We start from the raw sequence: 16,593 nt of genomic DNA, 5'->3' as shown, positions 1-16,593 counted from the left end.
GGAGGCCAATTATGAAAAGTACTAAATGGTATGAAAATGAAGAATATTTATCAATTGTTTCTGATTTATTAGATAATGATAAAGTTAAAAAATTAGATAATTACGTTCAGCATCATCATTCTACAAGATTAAAGCACTCTATTAATGTTTCATATATAAGTTTTAAAATTGCTAAGAAATGGCATTTAGACTATAAATCAACTGCAAGAGCAGGATTGTTACATGATTTATTTTATTATGATTGGCGAGAGGTTAAATTTGATTTAGGCTCACATGCCTTTATTCATCCAAAAATTGCTTTAAGAAACGCAAAAAAAATAACTTCTTTAAATCCGATTGAACAAGATATTATTTTGAAGCATATGTGGGGATTAACTATTTCAAATCCTAAATATAAAGAAAGTCTTATTGTTTCATTAGTTGATGATTTAGAAGCTGTTACGGAATTTTCTAAACCATTAAAAAGACGTGTAAGAAAATTTATAAATATATTTAATTAATAGGAGGATTAAATATGAGTGTTGATGTAGAAATTTCAAAAAATCAATTATGTCCTAATTTTCAAGAAGCATTTAAAATTTTAGGAAAAAAATGGAATGGATTAATTATTGAATCATTGTTATTAAAAGGACCACTTCGTTTTAGAGAACTTGCTAATGAAATTGATGAATGTAGTGATCGAGTTTTAGCTGAAAGATTAAAAGAATTAGATCAAGAAGAAATTGTTACTAGAAAGACATTTGATGATTCTGCTCTTATTATTTATGAATTATCTGATAAAGGAACAGAATTAAAGCCAATTATGAGTGGATTACATTCATGGTCAGATAAATGGTGTTGTCAAACTGATTAAAAAGTATTGACCATTAACTATTTATCATTTATTATTTTATTAAATACGTTGATAAAAGAGTAGTAAACTTTTAGTTTAATAGAGAGACTATTTTAGCTGAAATTAGTCATATAAAAGTTGAATTCGCTTTTTGAGTAAAATTAATTCGGTTAATTTCCGTTACCAAATTATAGAGAGTTTACATTAATTTGTATAAATCTGGGTGGTAACGCGGTACTTCGTCCCTATTAGGGACGAAGTTTTTTTATTTTCAAAATGGAGGAAAAAATATGTCATTAAAAGATGATTTGAATCAAATAAAAGAAAATGGATTGGTTAAAATTGAAAGTTCTAAAAGTGTTAAAGAATTAAATGATCAAATTAGAGTAGATCTTTTAGGTAAAAAAGGATTAATAACTCAAACATTAAGAGGAATTTCTAATCTTCCAGTTGAAGAAAGACCTGAAATGGGTAGTTATGCAAATTCTATTCGTGATACTTTGCAAGTAGCTATTGATAATAAAGCTCAAGAACTTGAAGAAAAAGAATTGAATGAAAAATTAAAGAGTGAAAAAATTGATGTTACTTTACCTGAAAATAAGGTAATCAAAGGTCATCCACATGTAATTCAACAAATTGTTGATCAAATTGATGATTTATTTTTAGGTATGGGATATGAAGTTCTTTCTGGACCAGAAGTTGAAGAGGATGTATATAATTTTGAAATGATGAATCTTCCTAAAGATCATCCGGCTAGAGATATGCAAGATACTTTTTATATTACTGATGAAATATTGATGAGAACTCAAACTTCTCCAATGCAAGCTAGAACTTTAGAAAAGCATGATTTTTCTAAAGGTCCTTTAAAAATGATTTCTCCAGGACTTGTTTATAGAAGAGATACTGATGATCCAACTCATTCCCATCAATTCCATCAAGTAGAAGGAATTGTAATTGATGAAAATATAACAATGGCTGATTTAAAAGGAACATTAGAAGTTATGATTGAAGAATTATTTGGTGATAAATTTGATGTTCGATTGAGACCAAGTTATTTTCCATTTACTGAACCTTCAGTTGAAGTAGATATTACTTGTTTTAAATGTATGGGTAAAGGATGTTCAGTATGTAAAGGAAGTGGATGGATTGAAGTTTTAGGTGCAGGAATGGTTCATCCTAATGTATTGAAAATGGCAGGCGTAGATGCAAATGAATATGGTGGATTTGCATTTGGATTAGGACCAGATCGTTTTGCAATGCTTAAGTATGGTGTTACTGATATTCGAGATTTTTACCTAAATGATTTAAGATTTTTATCACAATTTAATTAAAGGAGAAAATTAATGTTAATTTCATATAACTGGTTAAAAGAATACTTAGATATTAATATTAGTGCTGATGACTTAGCTGAAAAAATTGAAAGAAGTTCAGTCGAAGTAGATTCAGTAATAACAAGAAGTAAAGGATTAAAAAAAATAATAGTTGGACAAATTATGTCTTTTGAAAAGCATCCAGATTCAGATCATCTGAATATTTGTCAAGTTGATACCGGTGAAGATGAGCTTGAACAAATTGTATGTGGAGCACCAAATGTTGAAGTTGGAGCAAAAGTAATTGTTGCTTCACCTGGAGCTAGAATTGCCGATAATGTTAAAATCAAAAAGGCAAAAATGAGAGGTATTGAATCACGTGGAATGCTTTGTGCTCTGGATGAAATTGGATTTCCAAAAGATGTAGTTCCTAAAGAATGGTCTGACGGAATTTACTTTTTACCTGAAGATGCTGTAGTTGGTAATGATGTATATGAATATATTGGAATGAATGATTCCCTTATTGACTTAGATGTAACACCAAATCGTGGTGATATGTTAAGTATAAGAGGTACTTTATTTGATTTAGCTGCAATTTACAATAAAAATTTTGAATTAGAAACGAATGAAGTAAAAAATTATCTTAATGATAATATCAGTGATTTAATTAATTTAAATGTCGATGAAACATTATCTTCAAATTACAATTTACGAATTATTAAAAATGTCAAAGTTGAAGCAAGCCCACTTTGGTTACAAATTAGACTATGGAATGCTGGAATTAAACCAATAAATAATATCGTAGATGTAACAAATTACATTATGATTAAGTTAGGTCAACCACTTCATGCTTATGATTTAGATAAAATAAATCAAAATGATATAAGTGTAAGAAGAGCAAAAAATGGTGAGACAATAACTACTCTAGACGATGTTGAACGTATTTTAAATGAAACTGATGTTGTGATATCAGATAGTAAATCACCAATTGCATTAGCTGGTTTAATGGGTGGAAAAGATACAGAAGTAGACGACAATACTACTAATATTTTACTTGAAGGTGCTAATTTTAATTCAGTTAATACTCGTAAAATGGCTCAAAAACAAAATCTACACACTGATGCTTCGCAAAGATTTGAAAGAAAAATTGATGATAGTAATATTGTTAATTCAATTGAAGATGCAACTGGTTTAATCGAAATGATTGCAAATGGTGAAGCAACAAAAGATATTTTAACTAAAACAGTTAATAAATCTAAAAATAAAATTATTAATATTACTAGTAGTAGAATTAATCATGTTTTAGGTACTGATTTTGATAATAATACTATTATTGATATCTTTAATAGACTAAATTTTGAAGTAGAAATTGAAAATGACTCAATTAAAGTAACAATTCCTAGTCGTAGAAATGATATTAGTATGGATGCTGATTTAATTGAAGAAATCGCTAGAATATATGGTTATGATAATATTGGTAGTACTCTTCCAACTACTAAAATGACGCAAGGTAAATTAAGCAAAAAGCAAAAATTAATCAGAAATTCTAGAAAATCAATGGAAGAATATGGTTTAACTCATGCAATCTCATATTCATTAACTTCTGAAGAAAAATCAAGTCAATTTAGTACAAATGATCAGGAATCAGTTCAACTTAAATTTCCTATGAGTATGGATCATTCTAATTTAAGAATGAATTTATTATCAGGACTCTTAGATGATGTTGCATATAATCAAGCAAGAAATGTAAAAAATGTAGCATTGTATGAACAAGGCCGCATTTTTATTCCAAATGATAATGATGTAAGACCAACAGAAATAGAACATTTAGCAGGAGTAATTTCTGGATCATTAGTTGAAAATAATTGGAAGCAAAAATCCAAAAAAGTAGATTTTTATGATATTAAAGGAATACTAAATGAATTTTTAAAAAATTTATCATTTGTTGATGAAATAACTTACGTAGCTACTGATAAATATTCTAATATGCATCCCGGACGTACTGCTGATATATTAATCGGTGATACTAAAATTGGATTTATAGGTCAAGTTCATCCTAAATTAGTTCAAAAATATAAAATTGATGAAGTTTATGGATTTGAAATTAATCTTGATATAATTAATGACTTGCCTAAAAAAGAACAACTTTACAATCAAATTAGTCAATATCCATCAATTAAAAGAGATATTGCTTTGTTGTTAAATGATGATATTACACACGCCGATGTTTATAATTTAATTAAAAAACGCGGCGGAGCTTATTTAACTAAAATTGATTTGTTTGATATTTATGAAGGTGAAAATATACCTGAGGGTAAAAAATCAATGGCATATTCACTTATTTTCCAAGATAAAAATGGTACTTTAACTGATGAAGATGTAAATAAATCAATGGAAAAAATTCAAAATAATTTGGAAAAAGAATTTGATTTAGAAATTAGATAGAGAGGAATAGGATTTTTTAATATGGAAAATCAAGAACAAAATTCAAATAATTTCGGAAAAAAAATCATTATTTCTATTATCGCTATTTTAATTTTTTTAGCTATTTGTATAGGTATCGGAGGCTATAATTATTTTAAAACATCTTTAAAGCCCTTAGATGTAAATAATAAAAATGTTAAGCAAATTAATATTCCATTAGGAGCTTCTACTAAAAAAATAGGTTCAATTTTACAAGATGAAGGAATAATTAAAAGTGGAACCGTTTTTAGTTATTACGTTGATTCTAATAAAAAAGGTAGTTTTAAGGCAGGATATTATCAATTAAATCCATCTATGACATTAAAAAGTATTACTGGTCTTTTACAAAAAGGTGGTTCTGAGGAACCAATTCAAAGTAAAACAGGTAATATTCTGATAAAAGAAGGAGCTAATATTAATGAAATAGCCAATGGTATTAGTAATAAATCTGATTTTTCAAAAAAAGAATTCTTAAATCTAATGAAAGATAAAAAATTTATTAATAATTTAATTAATAAATATCCAAAGTTATTACAATCAGCTACTAAATCTGATAAGGTTAATTATGCTCTTGAAGGTTATTTATATCCTGCAACCTATATGGTTAAAAAAAATGACTCTTTAAAAGATATTGTTGAAAAAATGGTTTCCAAAACGGATCAAATTTTAACGCCTTATTATAAGGAAATTAATAAAAAGAAATTAAACGTGCATAAGGTTTTAACTTTAGCATCTTTATTGGAGAATTTAGATGTATCAAATAAAGATAAATCTGTAATTGCTGGTATTTATATGAATCGTTTACAATTAGGAATTCCTTTACAATCTGATATAAGTTCTCTTTATGAAATTAGAAAACAGAATGGTACTTTGTCAGATAAAGAACTATGGAGAAATTCTCAATATAATTTATATGTAAATCCTGGTTATGGTCCTGGTCCACACGATAATCCAACTAGTGATTCAATTAAGGCTGTGTTAAATCCAACATATCGTAAAAATAAATTTCTTTATTATTTAATTGATCTAAATAATGATAAAGTTTACTATGCTAGAAATGCAAATGAACAACAAATTGATATCGATACTTATATTAGTGAATAGCAGCGGAGGAAGTAATGGAAAAGGTTAAAAAACCAATTATTATTGGTGTAACTGGTGGTTCAGGAAGTGGTAAAACAACCGTAAGTAGATCAATACTAGATAGGCTACCAAATACTTCAATAATGATTTTACAGCAAGATTCATATTATAAAGATCAGGCACATAAAACAATGGAAGAAAGACGTGAAGTGAATTATGATCATCCATTGGCTTTTGATACTGACTTATTAGTAGAACAGCTAAATGATTTATTACATCGTAAATCGATTAAACAACCTGTTTATGATTACAAAATTTTAACAAGAAGTAATGAAGTTATTGAACAAGAACCAAAAGATGTTATTATACTTGAAGGTATTTTAATTTTGGATGATGAGCGATTAAGAAATTTAATGGATATTAAAGTTTTTGTTGATACTGATGATGACATTAGAATTATTCGAAGAATCCAAAGAGATACTAAAGAACGAGCAAGAGATTTAGATTCAATCATAAGTCAATACTTGGCAACAGTAAAACCTATGTATCATCAATTTATTGAACCATCTAAAAGATATGCAGATATTATTGTTCCTGAAGGTGGAAGAAATCAAGTTGCAATTGATTTACTTTCAACTAAAGTAAAGTCTATATTGAAAAATCATGAAAATAATACTAATATAGATTAGTTATCTTAAAAAAACTTTGAATGGAGTGTAAAAAATGGCAGACGAAAAAATGTATCCAATGACTGCTGTTGGAAAGAAAAAACTTGAAGATGAACTTGAGGATTTAAAAATAAATCAAAGACCTCAAATCATTGAAAGAATTAAAATCGCAAGAAGTTACGGTGATTTATCAGAAAATTCTGAATATGAATCTGCAAAAAATGAACAAAGTATGTTAGAAAGTAGAATTACTACTGTTGAACACATGCTTCAGTTCGCTGAAGTTGTTGACAATGAAGATACAGATGAAGACGAAGTTACAGTTGGAAAAGAAGTTACTTTTAAAGAATTACCTGATGAAGAACCTGAATCATTTCAAATAGTAGGTGCTGCTGAAGCAGATCCTATGAATCAAAAAATTTCAAATGATTCACCTATAGCAAGTAATTTGCTTGGTCATCATGTAGGAGATGAAGTTGAAATTCCAATTCCTGCTGGAGTAATGAAAGTTAAAATAATTTCTGTAAACTAAAAAAGAAGGTATTAATTAATACCTTCTTTTTTTATATGCAATTATAGATAATAATATTATTGTACTTAAGCTTATTACTAGTGAAATTTTAGCAAAAGGAGTTGAATACTTAATATTTACTTCAGATTTTCCTTTAGGTAATTTAAATGCAATAAAGTTATTTGACCATTTGTATATTTTTGTATTTTTATTATTGACTTTAATTTTCCATCCCTTGTCATATGGAATCGTTGTAGTGATAAAAGATTTATGTTTTAAATTATTTTTCCCATTAAAGTTAGTCTCATTAGCTTGTTCTAAGTTTATTTTATTAGATTTTAATTTATTTAATTTATCAAAAATTAATTTATTATTTAAACTATATAGAGTAAAATTTTGTAACCAAATACTATTTTTTTTCAAATGTATTCTAATATTAATTGTGTTGCCTTTTTGATTACTTGCAATATTATATATTTTAGTTCCATCTGAATCAGGTTCAAGTGGTAATTGTTTATTATTAATTATTATATTAACATTTTTTTTATTTATTTCATTTCCCATAGTTAAATAATATGAATCGTTAGTGGGAATTGAAAATGATAAATCAATTGTTCCATTCTTTAAAATATTTTCTTTTTTGAAAATGTTTCCAGTAATTTTATTAGAAGATTTAATATTATTGAATTTCACACCATTAAAATTATGTGATTTATAAAAATCATTTATATTATTATGGTTGGTCATGTTATTAATAATCGCTGATTGATATTTAATAGGATCTTTATAAATATTTTTGCTTAATATTTTAGAATTACCTTTAAATGCAATTGGTAGTGCATATTTATTTTCGTAGATAGCCTTATCTGATATATTTTTTTTGAACTTATAACTATTTTCATCATAACGATATTGATAATAACGAATTCCATCATCTTTTTCTGAATTATAATCAATTAAATATTTCATGGATAAAATACCATCTGAAATAATAGTTCCATTGGTGTAATCAATATAAGTGCTTGTACTTGGGTTTCCAATATTTTTCATAAATGATTTTTGGTTTTCCTTAAGTAGAGATGAAAAAACAGAAGCACCATTATAATTAGAATTTAATCCATCATTTTTCGTTCTTTCGAAGTTCTTACTAGTTCTAAAAAAATCATTTGAATATTTTGATGATTTGATTGATTTAGAAATTGTATTGGTGCTGTTTGTAAGTTCATTATTATTTAAATAAGTAATATTGTTAAGACTTAAGACAAGATTAGTCGCCATTTCAAAAGTAATTAAAAATAGTATTAAAATACTAATATTTTTTCCCTTATATAAATCAGTAAATAATATTATTAATACAATTGTATTAAATAAAAACGATACGATTAAAGTTGGATAACTAATAAAATTAAATTGTTTAATATAAATACTTAAATAAATGTACGGAATAATAGTTATTATACTTATCCATATTTTATTAGTTATAGTTAGTGATAAATTTGAAATGTTTTTAATACTATAAGCAGCAGTTAAAATAATCCAAAAGCAAAAAATATATGAGAAACGATATGGATACCAAATTGGATATTGAAATGCATGCCAGATTAAATCAAGTGGTTTAAACATCATTGATAGAATTAAAAACAATGTAACAGACAAATTTAATATTTTTGTTCTCAAATCTATTTTTTTATTAAAGAAATAAATTAAAAAGATAATTAAAACTGTTTGACCGATAAAAATGTTAGGAGTTCCTCCTGGCATCTGGTCAAAATTAAACGATCCGGGAATTAATTTTGCAATAAATTTAATAGGTGAATAGTCAAACGAAAAATTCCAATTTAAATTGTGATAATTTGCTTTACTACTCATCATTGATATAAGATTTGGAAGAGTTACAAATAAAGAAATTAGAGCACTTATAAGCGTTGCAATAATCCATTGAAAAAATAATTTGAAATTTAGATTATTTTTTGACAAAGAATAATAAATAATAAATATTAAAGAGAAGATTCCAATCATATATGCCATGTAGTAATTAATAATTGTAATTATACTGAATGAAATTATATAAAGAATGAATTTCTTTTTATCGACAATATTTATTATTTCAAGAACTATCAAAGGAAGCATAATCATAGCATCTAGCCAAATAATATTTAAATTATTGGCAATAATCCATCCGTTTAAAGCATATGCAACAGAAAATGCAATGTTTAAGTTTCCATTTAATACTTTCGCTTTACTTAAAAGATAGCTGAATGATAATCCAGAAAATCCAAATTTTAATATAATTATAAAAAAAGTAGCTGATGCAATTTGACTTTTTGAAAATATCAATAAAATTAAATTAAAAGGACTTAATAAATAATAAGATAATGTTGAAATCATTGAGTCACCTAATCCATTTGAAAAAGAATAAATTAGACCAGAATGATTATGTAAAATAGATTCTCTAAAGTATGAAAAAAAATCAATATATTGCTGGCCTAAGTCTACCGTTAAAATTGTACTATTTCCAAATGGTGCTGTTTTTCGAGCAATAAAATAAAATAATACAATTAATGTTGGAATTGCAAAGCTCCATAAATATTGATATTTGTTTAAATGTGTTAAATATTTTTTCAAGATATGACTTCGTACCTCCAATTTACTTTAAAATATGTTTTTTTTATTGTATATTTAATAACTAGATAAGAATACCACATTTTAAAATCTTACATAATTTAAAAATATATTTTTGATAGGGGAAGCATTTTGAATAATTTTTTTAGAAATATTTTTAAAACTAATAATAAACGTGAAAAAAATACCCATAATAATAGTAATGTAATTACAAATCGGTTAAATTTAATTTTTATCATTTCTGGTATTTTACTTGCTGTTTTAGTTTTAAAGTTGGCTGACATGCAAATATTTAAAGGTAATGAGTATAAGGCAATTGTTAACCAAAGTGATAACACTGTTAAGTATGGTAACGCTCAAAGAGGATTAATTTATGATTCTACAGGAAAAGTTTTAGTTGGAAATCAAACTAATCGTGCAATAACTTATACTAAGAGTCTTAATACAATGCCATCAGAAATGTATCAATCAGCTAACGAATTAAGTAATTATATTAGTATGGATTTAGATACTCTAACTAGAAGACAATTAGCTGATTATTATTTAACTAATTCAAATAATTTGACTAAAGTTGAAAATAAATTAACTAATGTATCTGCAAATGATAGTGTTGATGACAAGTATAATAAAGCACTTGAATATATTCAAAATAATAAATCTATTAAGTTTTCTAAGAAGACAAAAACTGCAGCAACTATTTTTGCAAAGATGAGTGGAGCATACCAATTATCAACTACTTATATTAAAAGTTCTGATGTTTCTAATAAGGAAATAGCAGAAGTAGGTGAACATTTAAATGATATAAAAGGTGTACAGGTAGGAACCAGCTGGTCAAGAAATTATCCTTATGGTAAATCAATTCAATCAATTTTAGGGACAGTTTCTTCTGAACGTGCTGGATTACCAAGTGATCGAATTAATGAGCTAATTACAAAGGGATATTCAAGAAGTGATTCTGTTGGTCAAAGTTTCTTAGAAAGACAATATGAATCTGTTTTGAAGGGAACTAAGTCACAAACTGAAGTTCAAACTGGTGGAACTGATAATCTTGTTAAAGAAACTAAAAAGTATGCTGGTAAAAAAGGTGATAATCTTCAATTAACAATTAATTCTAAATTCCAAAAGAAATTGCAAAGCTTAGTTACGAATTCTATGAAGGGCGGAGTTGGTAATTCAACCGGTGCCTATGCTGTTGTCATGAATCCTAAAACTGGTGGAGTTATTGGGATGGGTGGAGTTAAACGAAATCCAGAAACTGGAAAATTAATTAATGATGAATTAGGAACAATGAATAGTTCAATTACAATGGGATCAGTTGTAAAAGGAGCTACAGTTTCAGGTGCTTTAATGGATAATGTTATTACTCCAAATAATAGTACCTTATTAGATAGACCAATTAAATCTGCTGGTTTAAATAAGTCTTCATGGTTTAATCATAGTGGTAACGCTAATATTTCAGTTAATGCTGAAGGTGCACTTGAAGTTTCTTCTAACTCATATATGATGCAATTAGCAATGAAAGAAGCTAAATTAAATTACCCATCACAATCTATTGGATCTATGAATCCGGATATTTTTAATATTGAAAGAGGATATTTTAATCAATTTGGATTGGGTGTTAAAACAGGAATAGATTTACCTGGTGAAACAACCGGTATTACCGGTGTTGGTACAGCAAGTAATTTAGGAAATGCACTTGATTTATCATTCGGTAACTATGATTCATATACAACCTTACAAATTGCTCAATATATTTCTACAATTGCTAATAATGGTAATAGAATGAAACCATATTTAGTTCAAAATATTAGATCAAGTAATAATAAAGGTAAATTAGGTAAAATTGAAAGTACAACTACTCCAACTTTATTGAATAGAATTCCAATGACACAAGAACAAAAAAATGTTGTAAAAAGAGGTATGTATCAAGTTGTTCATGGTAGTAATAGATATAAAACAGGTGGAATGCTATCAAGTATAAAACCTGAAGTTTCTGCTAAAACTGGTACAGCACAAACTTTTTATAATGGTAAACAAACAGTTACTTTAAGTCTTGTATCTTTTGCACCATCTAAAAATCCTAAAGTTGCAATTGCTTTAGCAATACCTAATTTACCAACAGATGCAGAAAGTAATAATATGACATTAGCTAAGCAAATATATTCTGCTTATTGGAAGTATGTTGAAGCAAAACCAAATAATAAATAATAATATAGTGGAAAAATGTTTTAAAAAATGATAATATGGTAAAGTCGAAGTTGTTCATTAAACTTAATTTGATTAATGAAGGAGGGTAACAACATGCGCGTTAATATTACAATGGAATGTACTGAATGTCACGAACGTAATTACTTATCTTCTAAGAGTCGTAAAAACAATCCTGATCGCTTAGAATTAAAGAAATATTGTCCTCGTGAAAGAACAGTTACTTTACATCGCGAAACAAAATAAGATTTTGGGTATTTACCCAAAATCTTTTTTGTATGTTGAAATATTAATTTATGAATAAAAAAGAAATTAGAAATTGTGTTCAGAATACTATGTTATCAAAAATTAATTTAGATGAAGATAATATATTAATTAAAAAATTTATTAATAGTGAAAAATTTAAAAATGCTAATACAGTCGGAATAAGTATTAGCATGGGGGATGAACTAGATACATCAAAATTAATTCAATTTTCTTTAGATCATAATAAAAAAGTTGTTATTCCAAAAACTTTTTCTAATCGTGAAATGGAATTTTATGAATTTAATAATAATACTATTCTTGAAAAAACTAAATTTGGTGTTTTAGAGCCAGTAGATGCTCAATTAATTTTTAAAGATAATATTGATTTATTATTAGTTCCAGGATTAGTTTTTAATTCTGATAATTATCGAATTGGCTACGGTGGCGGTTTTTATGATAAATATCTTTCTGATTTTAAAGGAAAAACTATTTCATTAGTTAGACAATTTCAGTTAATTGATAATATTGAATGGAATATTGATAGTTTTGATATTAAAGTTGATGAATTAATTTTAAAGGATTCAATTATTGAAAATAACTAAAAAAATTTATGATAGCCCTTTCATTACCTACACATTAATTGTTATAATGTTATTTGTATATTTACTAATGTCTTTAAATGGTGGAAGCGAGAATCCGCAGACGTTAGTTAAATTTGGAGCATTATATCCACCAGCTATCATGAACGGTGAATGGTGGAGGTTAATTACTCCAATATTTATTCATATTGGGATTACCCATTTAATTTTAAATTTAGTTACTATATATTTTATTGGCATTATTATTGAAAGAGAATTTGGTCATTTTAAGTATTTATTGATTTTTATAATTTCAGGAATTTTAGGTAATTTAACTAGTCTATCTTTTACAAGTGGACTTAGTGCTGGAGCTAGTACTTCAATTTTTGGATTATTTGGATCTTTTTTTATGGTATATGAATCCTATAAAGAGAACACATATATTAGAAATACTGCAAAAAGTTTTTTTTACTTTTTAGCTTTTAATTTTATTTATGATTTATTTATCCCTGGTATTGATTTATGGGGGCATATAGGTGGAATTATAGCTGGATTTTTAATTAGTTATGTTGTTGGATTAAAAGAAATAAATAAAAAAATAAGAATCAAGCGGCTTATCTCTACTTTTGTATTAATTGCTGTTATAATAATATTATTAAAAGTTAGTTTTTTGACTTTTTAATTGTCATTATAAGGTGTGTAATTAATGCAAAATTTATATGATGTTCAACAATTATTAAAAAAGTTTGGTATATATGTTTATGTAGGCAAACGACTTTGGGATATTGAAGTTATGGCAATGGAAATAGACCATCTTTATAAAGCTAAAGTTATTAGCAAAAATGATTTTTTAAATGCAAAATTAGTATTGAATCACGAACATAGAATCGAAGAAAAAAATGAATAATAAAATTTGGAGGTCTTTATCATGGCAAAAAATTTAATAGGAATTGATTTAGGTGGAACAACTACAAAAATGGCATTCCTTGATCAAAATGGTGAAGTTTTAGATAAATGGAGAATTTTAACTGATATCAGTGAAGATGGAAGTCATATAGTTGATAATATGGTTGAATCAATTAATCAACATATTGAAGAATCAGACTATACTATTGATGATTTTGCAGGGATTGGTATGGGAACTCCAGGATCAGTTAACCGTGAACGTGGAAGTGTATCTGAAGCTTTTAACTTGAATTGGAAAACTGAACAACCAATTAGAGAACAAATTCAAAAAGGAATTGGACTACCATTCCAAATTGATAATGATGCTAATGTTGCAGCACTTGGTGAATTTTGGAAAGGTGCTGGAAGTAAAGAAGAAGATGTTGTATTAGTTACTTTAGGAACTGGTGTTGGTGGTGGAGTTGTCGCTAACGGTAAGTTGTTACATGGTATTAATGGTGCAGCTGGTGAAATTGGACATATTACTGTAGAACCAAATGGATACTTATGTACTTGTGGTAAAAGAGGTTGTCTTGAAAGATATGCTTCAGCTACAGGAGTAGTTCAATTAGCTGAGGATTTTTCTAAAGAATTTAACGGAGAATCACAATTAAAAGATTTATTTAAAAATGAAGAAAAAGTTACTTCAAAAATGGTATTTTATTTAGCTGATAATGGTGATATTTTAGCAAATAAAGTTGTAGATCGAGTATGTTATTACTTAGGATTAGCTTTATCTAATATTGGTAACGTATTAAACCCAGGAAGTATTGTTATTGGTGGAGGTGTTTCAGCGGCAGGAAATACCTTGTTACAACCAACAACAAGATATTTCCAACAAAATGCATTCCCAGCAGTAAGAGATAGTACTAAAGTTAAGTTAGCACAATTAGGTAATGATGCTGGTATGCTTGGCGCTGCTTCACTTGCTTTACAATTCAAATAATTTTATTTTTAAGGAGAATTTATAATGTCTAACTTAATTTTCTCATTAATAACGTTATTAGTTTTAGTATTCATATTTGTAATTTATAGATATATTAATATTTATAGAGCCAAAAAATATATTAATTTTTTGAGTGATGAAGAATTCAAAAAAGGAATGAGAAGGGCACAAGTAATAGATGTTCGTGAAAAAAGTCCTTTTAACACCGGACATATTTTAGGTGCAAGAAATATTGCTTATTCAACTTTTAAGACATTCTATACAGAACTCAGACCTGATTTACCTGTTTATTTATATGATCAAAATAAAACTTTAAGTTTACGTGCTGCTAAATTTTTAAATAAGCAAGGTTTTACAGATATTTCAATTCTAAATAATGGATATCAAAAGTGGGATGGAAAAATTAAAAAAAGTTAAAAAAAACTATGTACATAGTTTTTTTTAACCATTGTGTGCTGATCTACTTTTTCTAACTGCTTTTTTTCTATTTTCTTCAATTTTTGCTTCTTCTTCATCTTTTGGATCAATTACAGCCTTTTTAAAAGAAAATACGGCACCTGCTACTGTTCCTAAAGTAAGTGCAACTCCTGAAATTAATCCTTTGCTAAATTTATTCATATTAAAACCTCCATAAATAATATTTTCACTTGTCTATTATGCGATATTTGAGATAATATATCCAGTAAACACATTTATGAATAAGTAGGAGTTTGAGTTTTGGATAAATTATTAGTTATTGCAGGTCCAACTGCAGTTGGCAAAACAAAATTATCAATTGAAATAGCAAAAAAATTTAATGGTGAAATAATTTCAGGTGATTCAATGCAGGTTTATCGAAACCTTAATATTGGGACCGCAAAAATCCAAGAAAATGAAATGGAAAATATCCCCCATCATTTGATTGATGTTAGAAACTTTAATGAAAGATTTTCTGTTTCAGATTTTATTGAAGTTGCAAAAAAATTGATTAAAGAAATAAATAAAAGAGGAAAATTACCAATAATTGTTGGTGGTACTGGATTTTATTTATCATCTTTATTGAATAATTATCAATTAGGTAATGATAGTTTTAATCAAGATAAAAGGGATAAAATCGAAGATTATTTAGAAAAAAATGGTAAACATAAATTATGGAATTATTTATTTAAAATAGATCCTAAGGCAGCAATCAATATACCAGAAAATAATACGAGAAGAGTTAAAAGAGCAATTGAGGTTTTTGAAAATACGGGAGAATTATTTTCTAATCAAAATGATAAAAATGATAACAGTATGGACGAAAAAAATATTATTTTGAATACAGACAGAAATATTTTATACGAAAGAATTAATACAAGAGTTGATAAAATGATTAATGAAGGGTTATTAAAGGAAGCTAAATGGTTATATGATCATAGAGGATATGACTATCAATCTGGTAAGGGAATTGGATATAAAGAATTTAATGAATACTTCAAAGGAAATCAATCATTGGAAGAGTCAATTAATTTAGTGAAACAAAATTCAAGGCATTATGCTAAAAGACAATTAACTTGGTTTAGAAATAAAATGAATGCAGACTGGTTTGATATAGTTAAAGATGATAGTAAAAAAAATGATATCTTTTTAGATATCGAAAAATGGATGGAGGAATAATTATTATTAATTTAGATGAAATAGGTGTTAAGGTAGTTAACCAGAATATTAAAGAAGAGCAAATAAATAATGTTAAGTCTAGTTTAGAAAATTTGTATTTAATTTTAGATAATGATTTATCAATTTTATCAATCAATAATTTTTGTATTGATGTAAATCGAAAAAAAAATAAAAGTTATAATTTAGAAGATAATTGTGTAAAAATATTTATTGATTTCATACTAGTAGCAAGTCGACAAAACTGGTCAAAGGGACTAAATTTTGATATGGATAAGATATATAAATTAAGTTCTATAAAATTAGGAAATAAAAATTATAAATTTAATTTAGGAATAAAAAATATGTTGTTAAAGAGTTATTATGAAAAAAATGAGAACCATTTTTTTCATGCCTGGAAAATGTTCTTAAAAGTAATAGTTTCTGATTTTGGAATTAATTTAAAAGAGATAGATTCGTTAGTTGATAACTATTTAGACAAATTTGAAAAAAAATAAATTTTTATTTGAAATACTGTTGACTTATTATCTTTCATACCATATAATTATATTT

The 16,593-nt window shown here is 26.5% G+C and carries 18 protein-coding genes; 16 read left to right on the top strand and 2 right to left on the bottom strand.

Going from position 1 to position 16,593, the window contains the following annotated elements; all coding sequences use genetic code 11:
- The first annotated feature begins 11 nt into the window (after nucleotides 1–11).
- The 7 genes from GSH19_RS03000 (at nucleotide 12) to greA (ending at nucleotide 6,888) form a co-directional block, all read left to right on the top strand.
- Nucleotides 12–500 (top strand): HD domain-containing protein, encoded by a 489-nt coding sequence (locus GSH19_RS03000; RefSeq protein WP_237026433.1) that lies wholly within the window; start codon nucleotides 12–14, stop codon nucleotides 498–500.
- A 14-nt stretch (nucleotides 501–514) separates the two neighbouring features.
- Nucleotides 515–853, top strand: coding sequence for a helix-turn-helix domain-containing protein (locus GSH19_RS02995; protein ID WP_237026432.1), 339 nt, complete (start codon nucleotides 515–517; stop codon nucleotides 851–853).
- Between the two features lie 269 nt (nucleotides 854–1,122).
- Nucleotides 1,123–2,163, top strand: coding sequence for a phenylalanine--tRNA ligase subunit alpha (gene pheS / locus GSH19_RS02990; RefSeq protein WP_237026431.1), 1,041 nt, complete (start codon nucleotides 1,123–1,125; stop codon nucleotides 2,161–2,163).
- 12 nt (nucleotides 2,164–2,175) lie between these two features.
- Entirely contained in the window at nucleotides 2,176–4,587 is a 2,412-nt protein-coding gene (pheT, locus tag GSH19_RS02985; RefSeq protein WP_237026430.1) for a phenylalanine--tRNA ligase subunit beta, read from the top strand.
- Between the two features lie 21 nt (nucleotides 4,588–4,608).
- The gene (gene mltG / locus GSH19_RS02980; RefSeq protein ID WP_237026429.1) at nucleotides 4,609–5,709 is read left to right on the top strand and encodes an endolytic transglycosylase MltG; all 1,101 of its coding nucleotides are present in this window, start codon (nucleotides 4,609–4,611) and stop codon (nucleotides 5,707–5,709) included.
- 14 nt (nucleotides 5,710–5,723) lie between these two features.
- Nucleotides 5,724–6,377, top strand: coding sequence for a uridine kinase (gene udk / locus GSH19_RS02975; protein ID WP_237026428.1), 654 nt, complete (start codon nucleotides 5,724–5,726; stop codon nucleotides 6,375–6,377).
- Between the two features lie 34 nt (nucleotides 6,378–6,411).
- Nucleotides 6,412–6,888 (top strand): transcription elongation factor GreA, encoded by a 477-nt coding sequence (greA, locus tag GSH19_RS02970; protein ID WP_237026427.1) that lies wholly within the window; start codon nucleotides 6,412–6,414, stop codon nucleotides 6,886–6,888.
- 15 nt (nucleotides 6,889–6,903) lie between these two features.
- Here greA and GSH19_RS02965 read toward each other — a convergent pair whose 3' ends face one another.
- Nucleotides 6,904–9,492: a YfhO family protein gene (locus tag GSH19_RS02965; protein ID WP_237026426.1), complete on the bottom strand. Its 2,589-nt coding sequence runs from the start codon at nucleotides 9,490–9,492 to the stop codon at nucleotides 6,904–6,906.
- Nucleotides 9,493–9,621: 129 nt separating this feature from the next.
- Between GSH19_RS02965 and GSH19_RS02960 the strand changes: the two genes are divergently transcribed.
- From GSH19_RS02960 to GSH19_RS02930, 7 genes are all read left to right on the top strand, one after another.
- The gene (locus tag GSH19_RS02960; protein ID WP_255700240.1) at nucleotides 9,622–11,697 is read left to right on the top strand and encodes a penicillin-binding protein 2; all 2,076 of its coding nucleotides are present in this window, start codon (nucleotides 9,622–9,624) and stop codon (nucleotides 11,695–11,697) included.
- Between the two features lie 93 nt (nucleotides 11,698–11,790).
- Nucleotides 11,791–11,940: a 50S ribosomal protein L33 gene (gene rpmG / locus GSH19_RS02955; RefSeq protein WP_237026425.1), complete on the top strand. Its 150-nt coding sequence runs from the start codon at nucleotides 11,791–11,793 to the stop codon at nucleotides 11,938–11,940.
- Nucleotides 11,941–11,990: 50 nt separating this feature from the next.
- Nucleotides 11,991–12,542, top strand: a complete 552-nt coding sequence (locus GSH19_RS02950) for a 5-formyltetrahydrofolate cyclo-ligase (protein WP_237026424.1) — start codon at nucleotides 11,991–11,993, stop codon at nucleotides 12,540–12,542.
- Between the two features lie 46 nt (nucleotides 12,543–12,588).
- Entirely contained in the window at nucleotides 12,589–13,200 is a 612-nt protein-coding gene (locus GSH19_RS02945; protein WP_237026423.1) for a rhomboid family intramembrane serine protease, read from the top strand.
- 24 nt (nucleotides 13,201–13,224) lie between these two features.
- On the top strand, nucleotides 13,225–13,425 hold the full coding sequence (locus GSH19_RS02940; RefSeq protein WP_237026422.1) for a YqgQ family protein: 201 nt from the start codon (nucleotides 13,225–13,227) through the stop codon (nucleotides 13,423–13,425).
- A gap of 21 nt (nucleotides 13,426–13,446) precedes the next feature.
- Nucleotides 13,447–14,409 (top strand): ROK family glucokinase, encoded by a 963-nt coding sequence (locus GSH19_RS02935; protein WP_255700239.1) that lies wholly within the window; start codon nucleotides 13,447–13,449, stop codon nucleotides 14,407–14,409.
- A 24-nt stretch (nucleotides 14,410–14,433) separates the two neighbouring features.
- Nucleotides 14,434–14,826 carry a rhodanese-like domain-containing protein gene (locus tag GSH19_RS02930; protein WP_237026421.1) on the top strand — a complete coding sequence of 131 codons (393 nt, stop codon included), beginning with the start codon at nucleotides 14,434–14,436 and terminating at the stop codon, nucleotides 14,824–14,826.
- Nucleotides 14,827–14,850: 24 nt separating this feature from the next.
- Here GSH19_RS02930 and GSH19_RS02925 read toward each other — a convergent pair whose 3' ends face one another.
- Nucleotides 14,851–15,027 (bottom strand): DUF3042 family protein, encoded by a 177-nt coding sequence (locus GSH19_RS02925; protein ID WP_237026420.1) that lies wholly within the window; start codon nucleotides 15,025–15,027, stop codon nucleotides 14,851–14,853.
- Between the two features lie 99 nt (nucleotides 15,028–15,126).
- Between GSH19_RS02925 and miaA the strand changes: the two genes are divergently transcribed.
- Entirely contained in the window at nucleotides 15,127–16,044 is a 918-nt protein-coding gene (gene miaA / locus GSH19_RS02920) for a tRNA (adenosine(37)-N6)-dimethylallyltransferase MiaA (RefSeq protein ID WP_237026419.1), read from the top strand.
- Nucleotides 16,029–16,538 carry a hypothetical protein gene (locus GSH19_RS02915; protein ID WP_237026418.1) on the top strand — a complete coding sequence of 170 codons (510 nt, stop codon included), beginning with the start codon at nucleotides 16,029–16,031 and terminating at the stop codon, nucleotides 16,536–16,538. Before miaA ends, GSH19_RS02915 begins: the two co-directional genes overlap by 16 nt.
- Nucleotides 16,539–16,593 lie beyond the last annotated feature (55 nt).

This window comes from Lactobacillus sp. S2-2 (genome assembly GCF_021698855.1).
Lineage (GTDB): Bacteria > Bacillota > Bacilli > Lactobacillales > Lactobacillaceae > Fructilactobacillus.
Note: the sequence above shows the minus strand (reverse complement) of the source record. Positions and strands in the feature narration are given on the sequence as shown.

Excerpts from the sequence above, each read along its gene's own strand:
- GSH19_RS03000 (WP_237026433.1), top strand. The coding sequence starts at position 12 with ATGAAAAGTACTAAATGGTATGAAAATGAAGAATATTTATCAATTGTT.
- GSH19_RS02995 (WP_237026432.1), top strand. The coding sequence starts at position 515 with ATGAGTGTTGATGTAGAAATTTCAAAAAATCAATTATGTCCTAATTTT.
- pheS (WP_237026431.1), top strand. The coding sequence starts at position 1,123 with ATGTCATTAAAAGATGATTTGAATCAAATAAAAGAAAATGGATTGGTT.
- pheT (WP_237026430.1), top strand. The coding sequence starts at position 2,176 with ATGTTAATTTCATATAACTGGTTAAAAGAATACTTAGATATTAATATT.
- mltG (WP_237026429.1), top strand. The coding sequence starts at position 4,609 with ATGGAAAATCAAGAACAAAATTCAAATAATTTCGGAAAAAAAATCATT.
- udk (WP_237026428.1), top strand. The coding sequence starts at position 5,724 with ATGGAAAAGGTTAAAAAACCAATTATTATTGGTGTAACTGGTGGTTCA.
- greA (WP_237026427.1), top strand. The coding sequence starts at position 6,412 with ATGGCAGACGAAAAAATGTATCCAATGACTGCTGTTGGAAAGAAAAAA.
- rpmG (WP_237026425.1), top strand. The coding sequence starts at position 11,791 with ATGCGCGTTAATATTACAATGGAATGTACTGAATGTCACGAACGTAAT.
- GSH19_RS02950 (WP_237026424.1), top strand. The coding sequence starts at position 11,991 with ATGAATAAAAAAGAAATTAGAAATTGTGTTCAGAATACTATGTTATCA.
- GSH19_RS02945 (WP_237026423.1), top strand. The coding sequence starts at position 12,589 with ATGTTATTTGTATATTTACTAATGTCTTTAAATGGTGGAAGCGAGAAT.
- GSH19_RS02940 (WP_237026422.1), top strand. The coding sequence starts at position 13,225 with ATGCAAAATTTATATGATGTTCAACAATTATTAAAAAAGTTTGGTATA.
- GSH19_RS02935 (WP_255700239.1), top strand. The coding sequence starts at position 13,447 with ATGGCAAAAAATTTAATAGGAATTGATTTAGGTGGAACAACTACAAAA.
- GSH19_RS02930 (WP_237026421.1), top strand. The coding sequence starts at position 14,434 with ATGTCTAACTTAATTTTCTCATTAATAACGTTATTAGTTTTAGTATTC.
- GSH19_RS02925 (WP_237026420.1), bottom strand. The coding sequence starts at position 15,027 with ATGAATAAATTTAGCAAAGGATTAATTTCAGGAGTTGCACTTACTTTA.
- GSH19_RS02915 (WP_237026418.1), top strand. The coding sequence starts at position 16,029 with ATGGATGGAGGAATAATTATTATTAATTTAGATGAAATAGGTGTTAAG.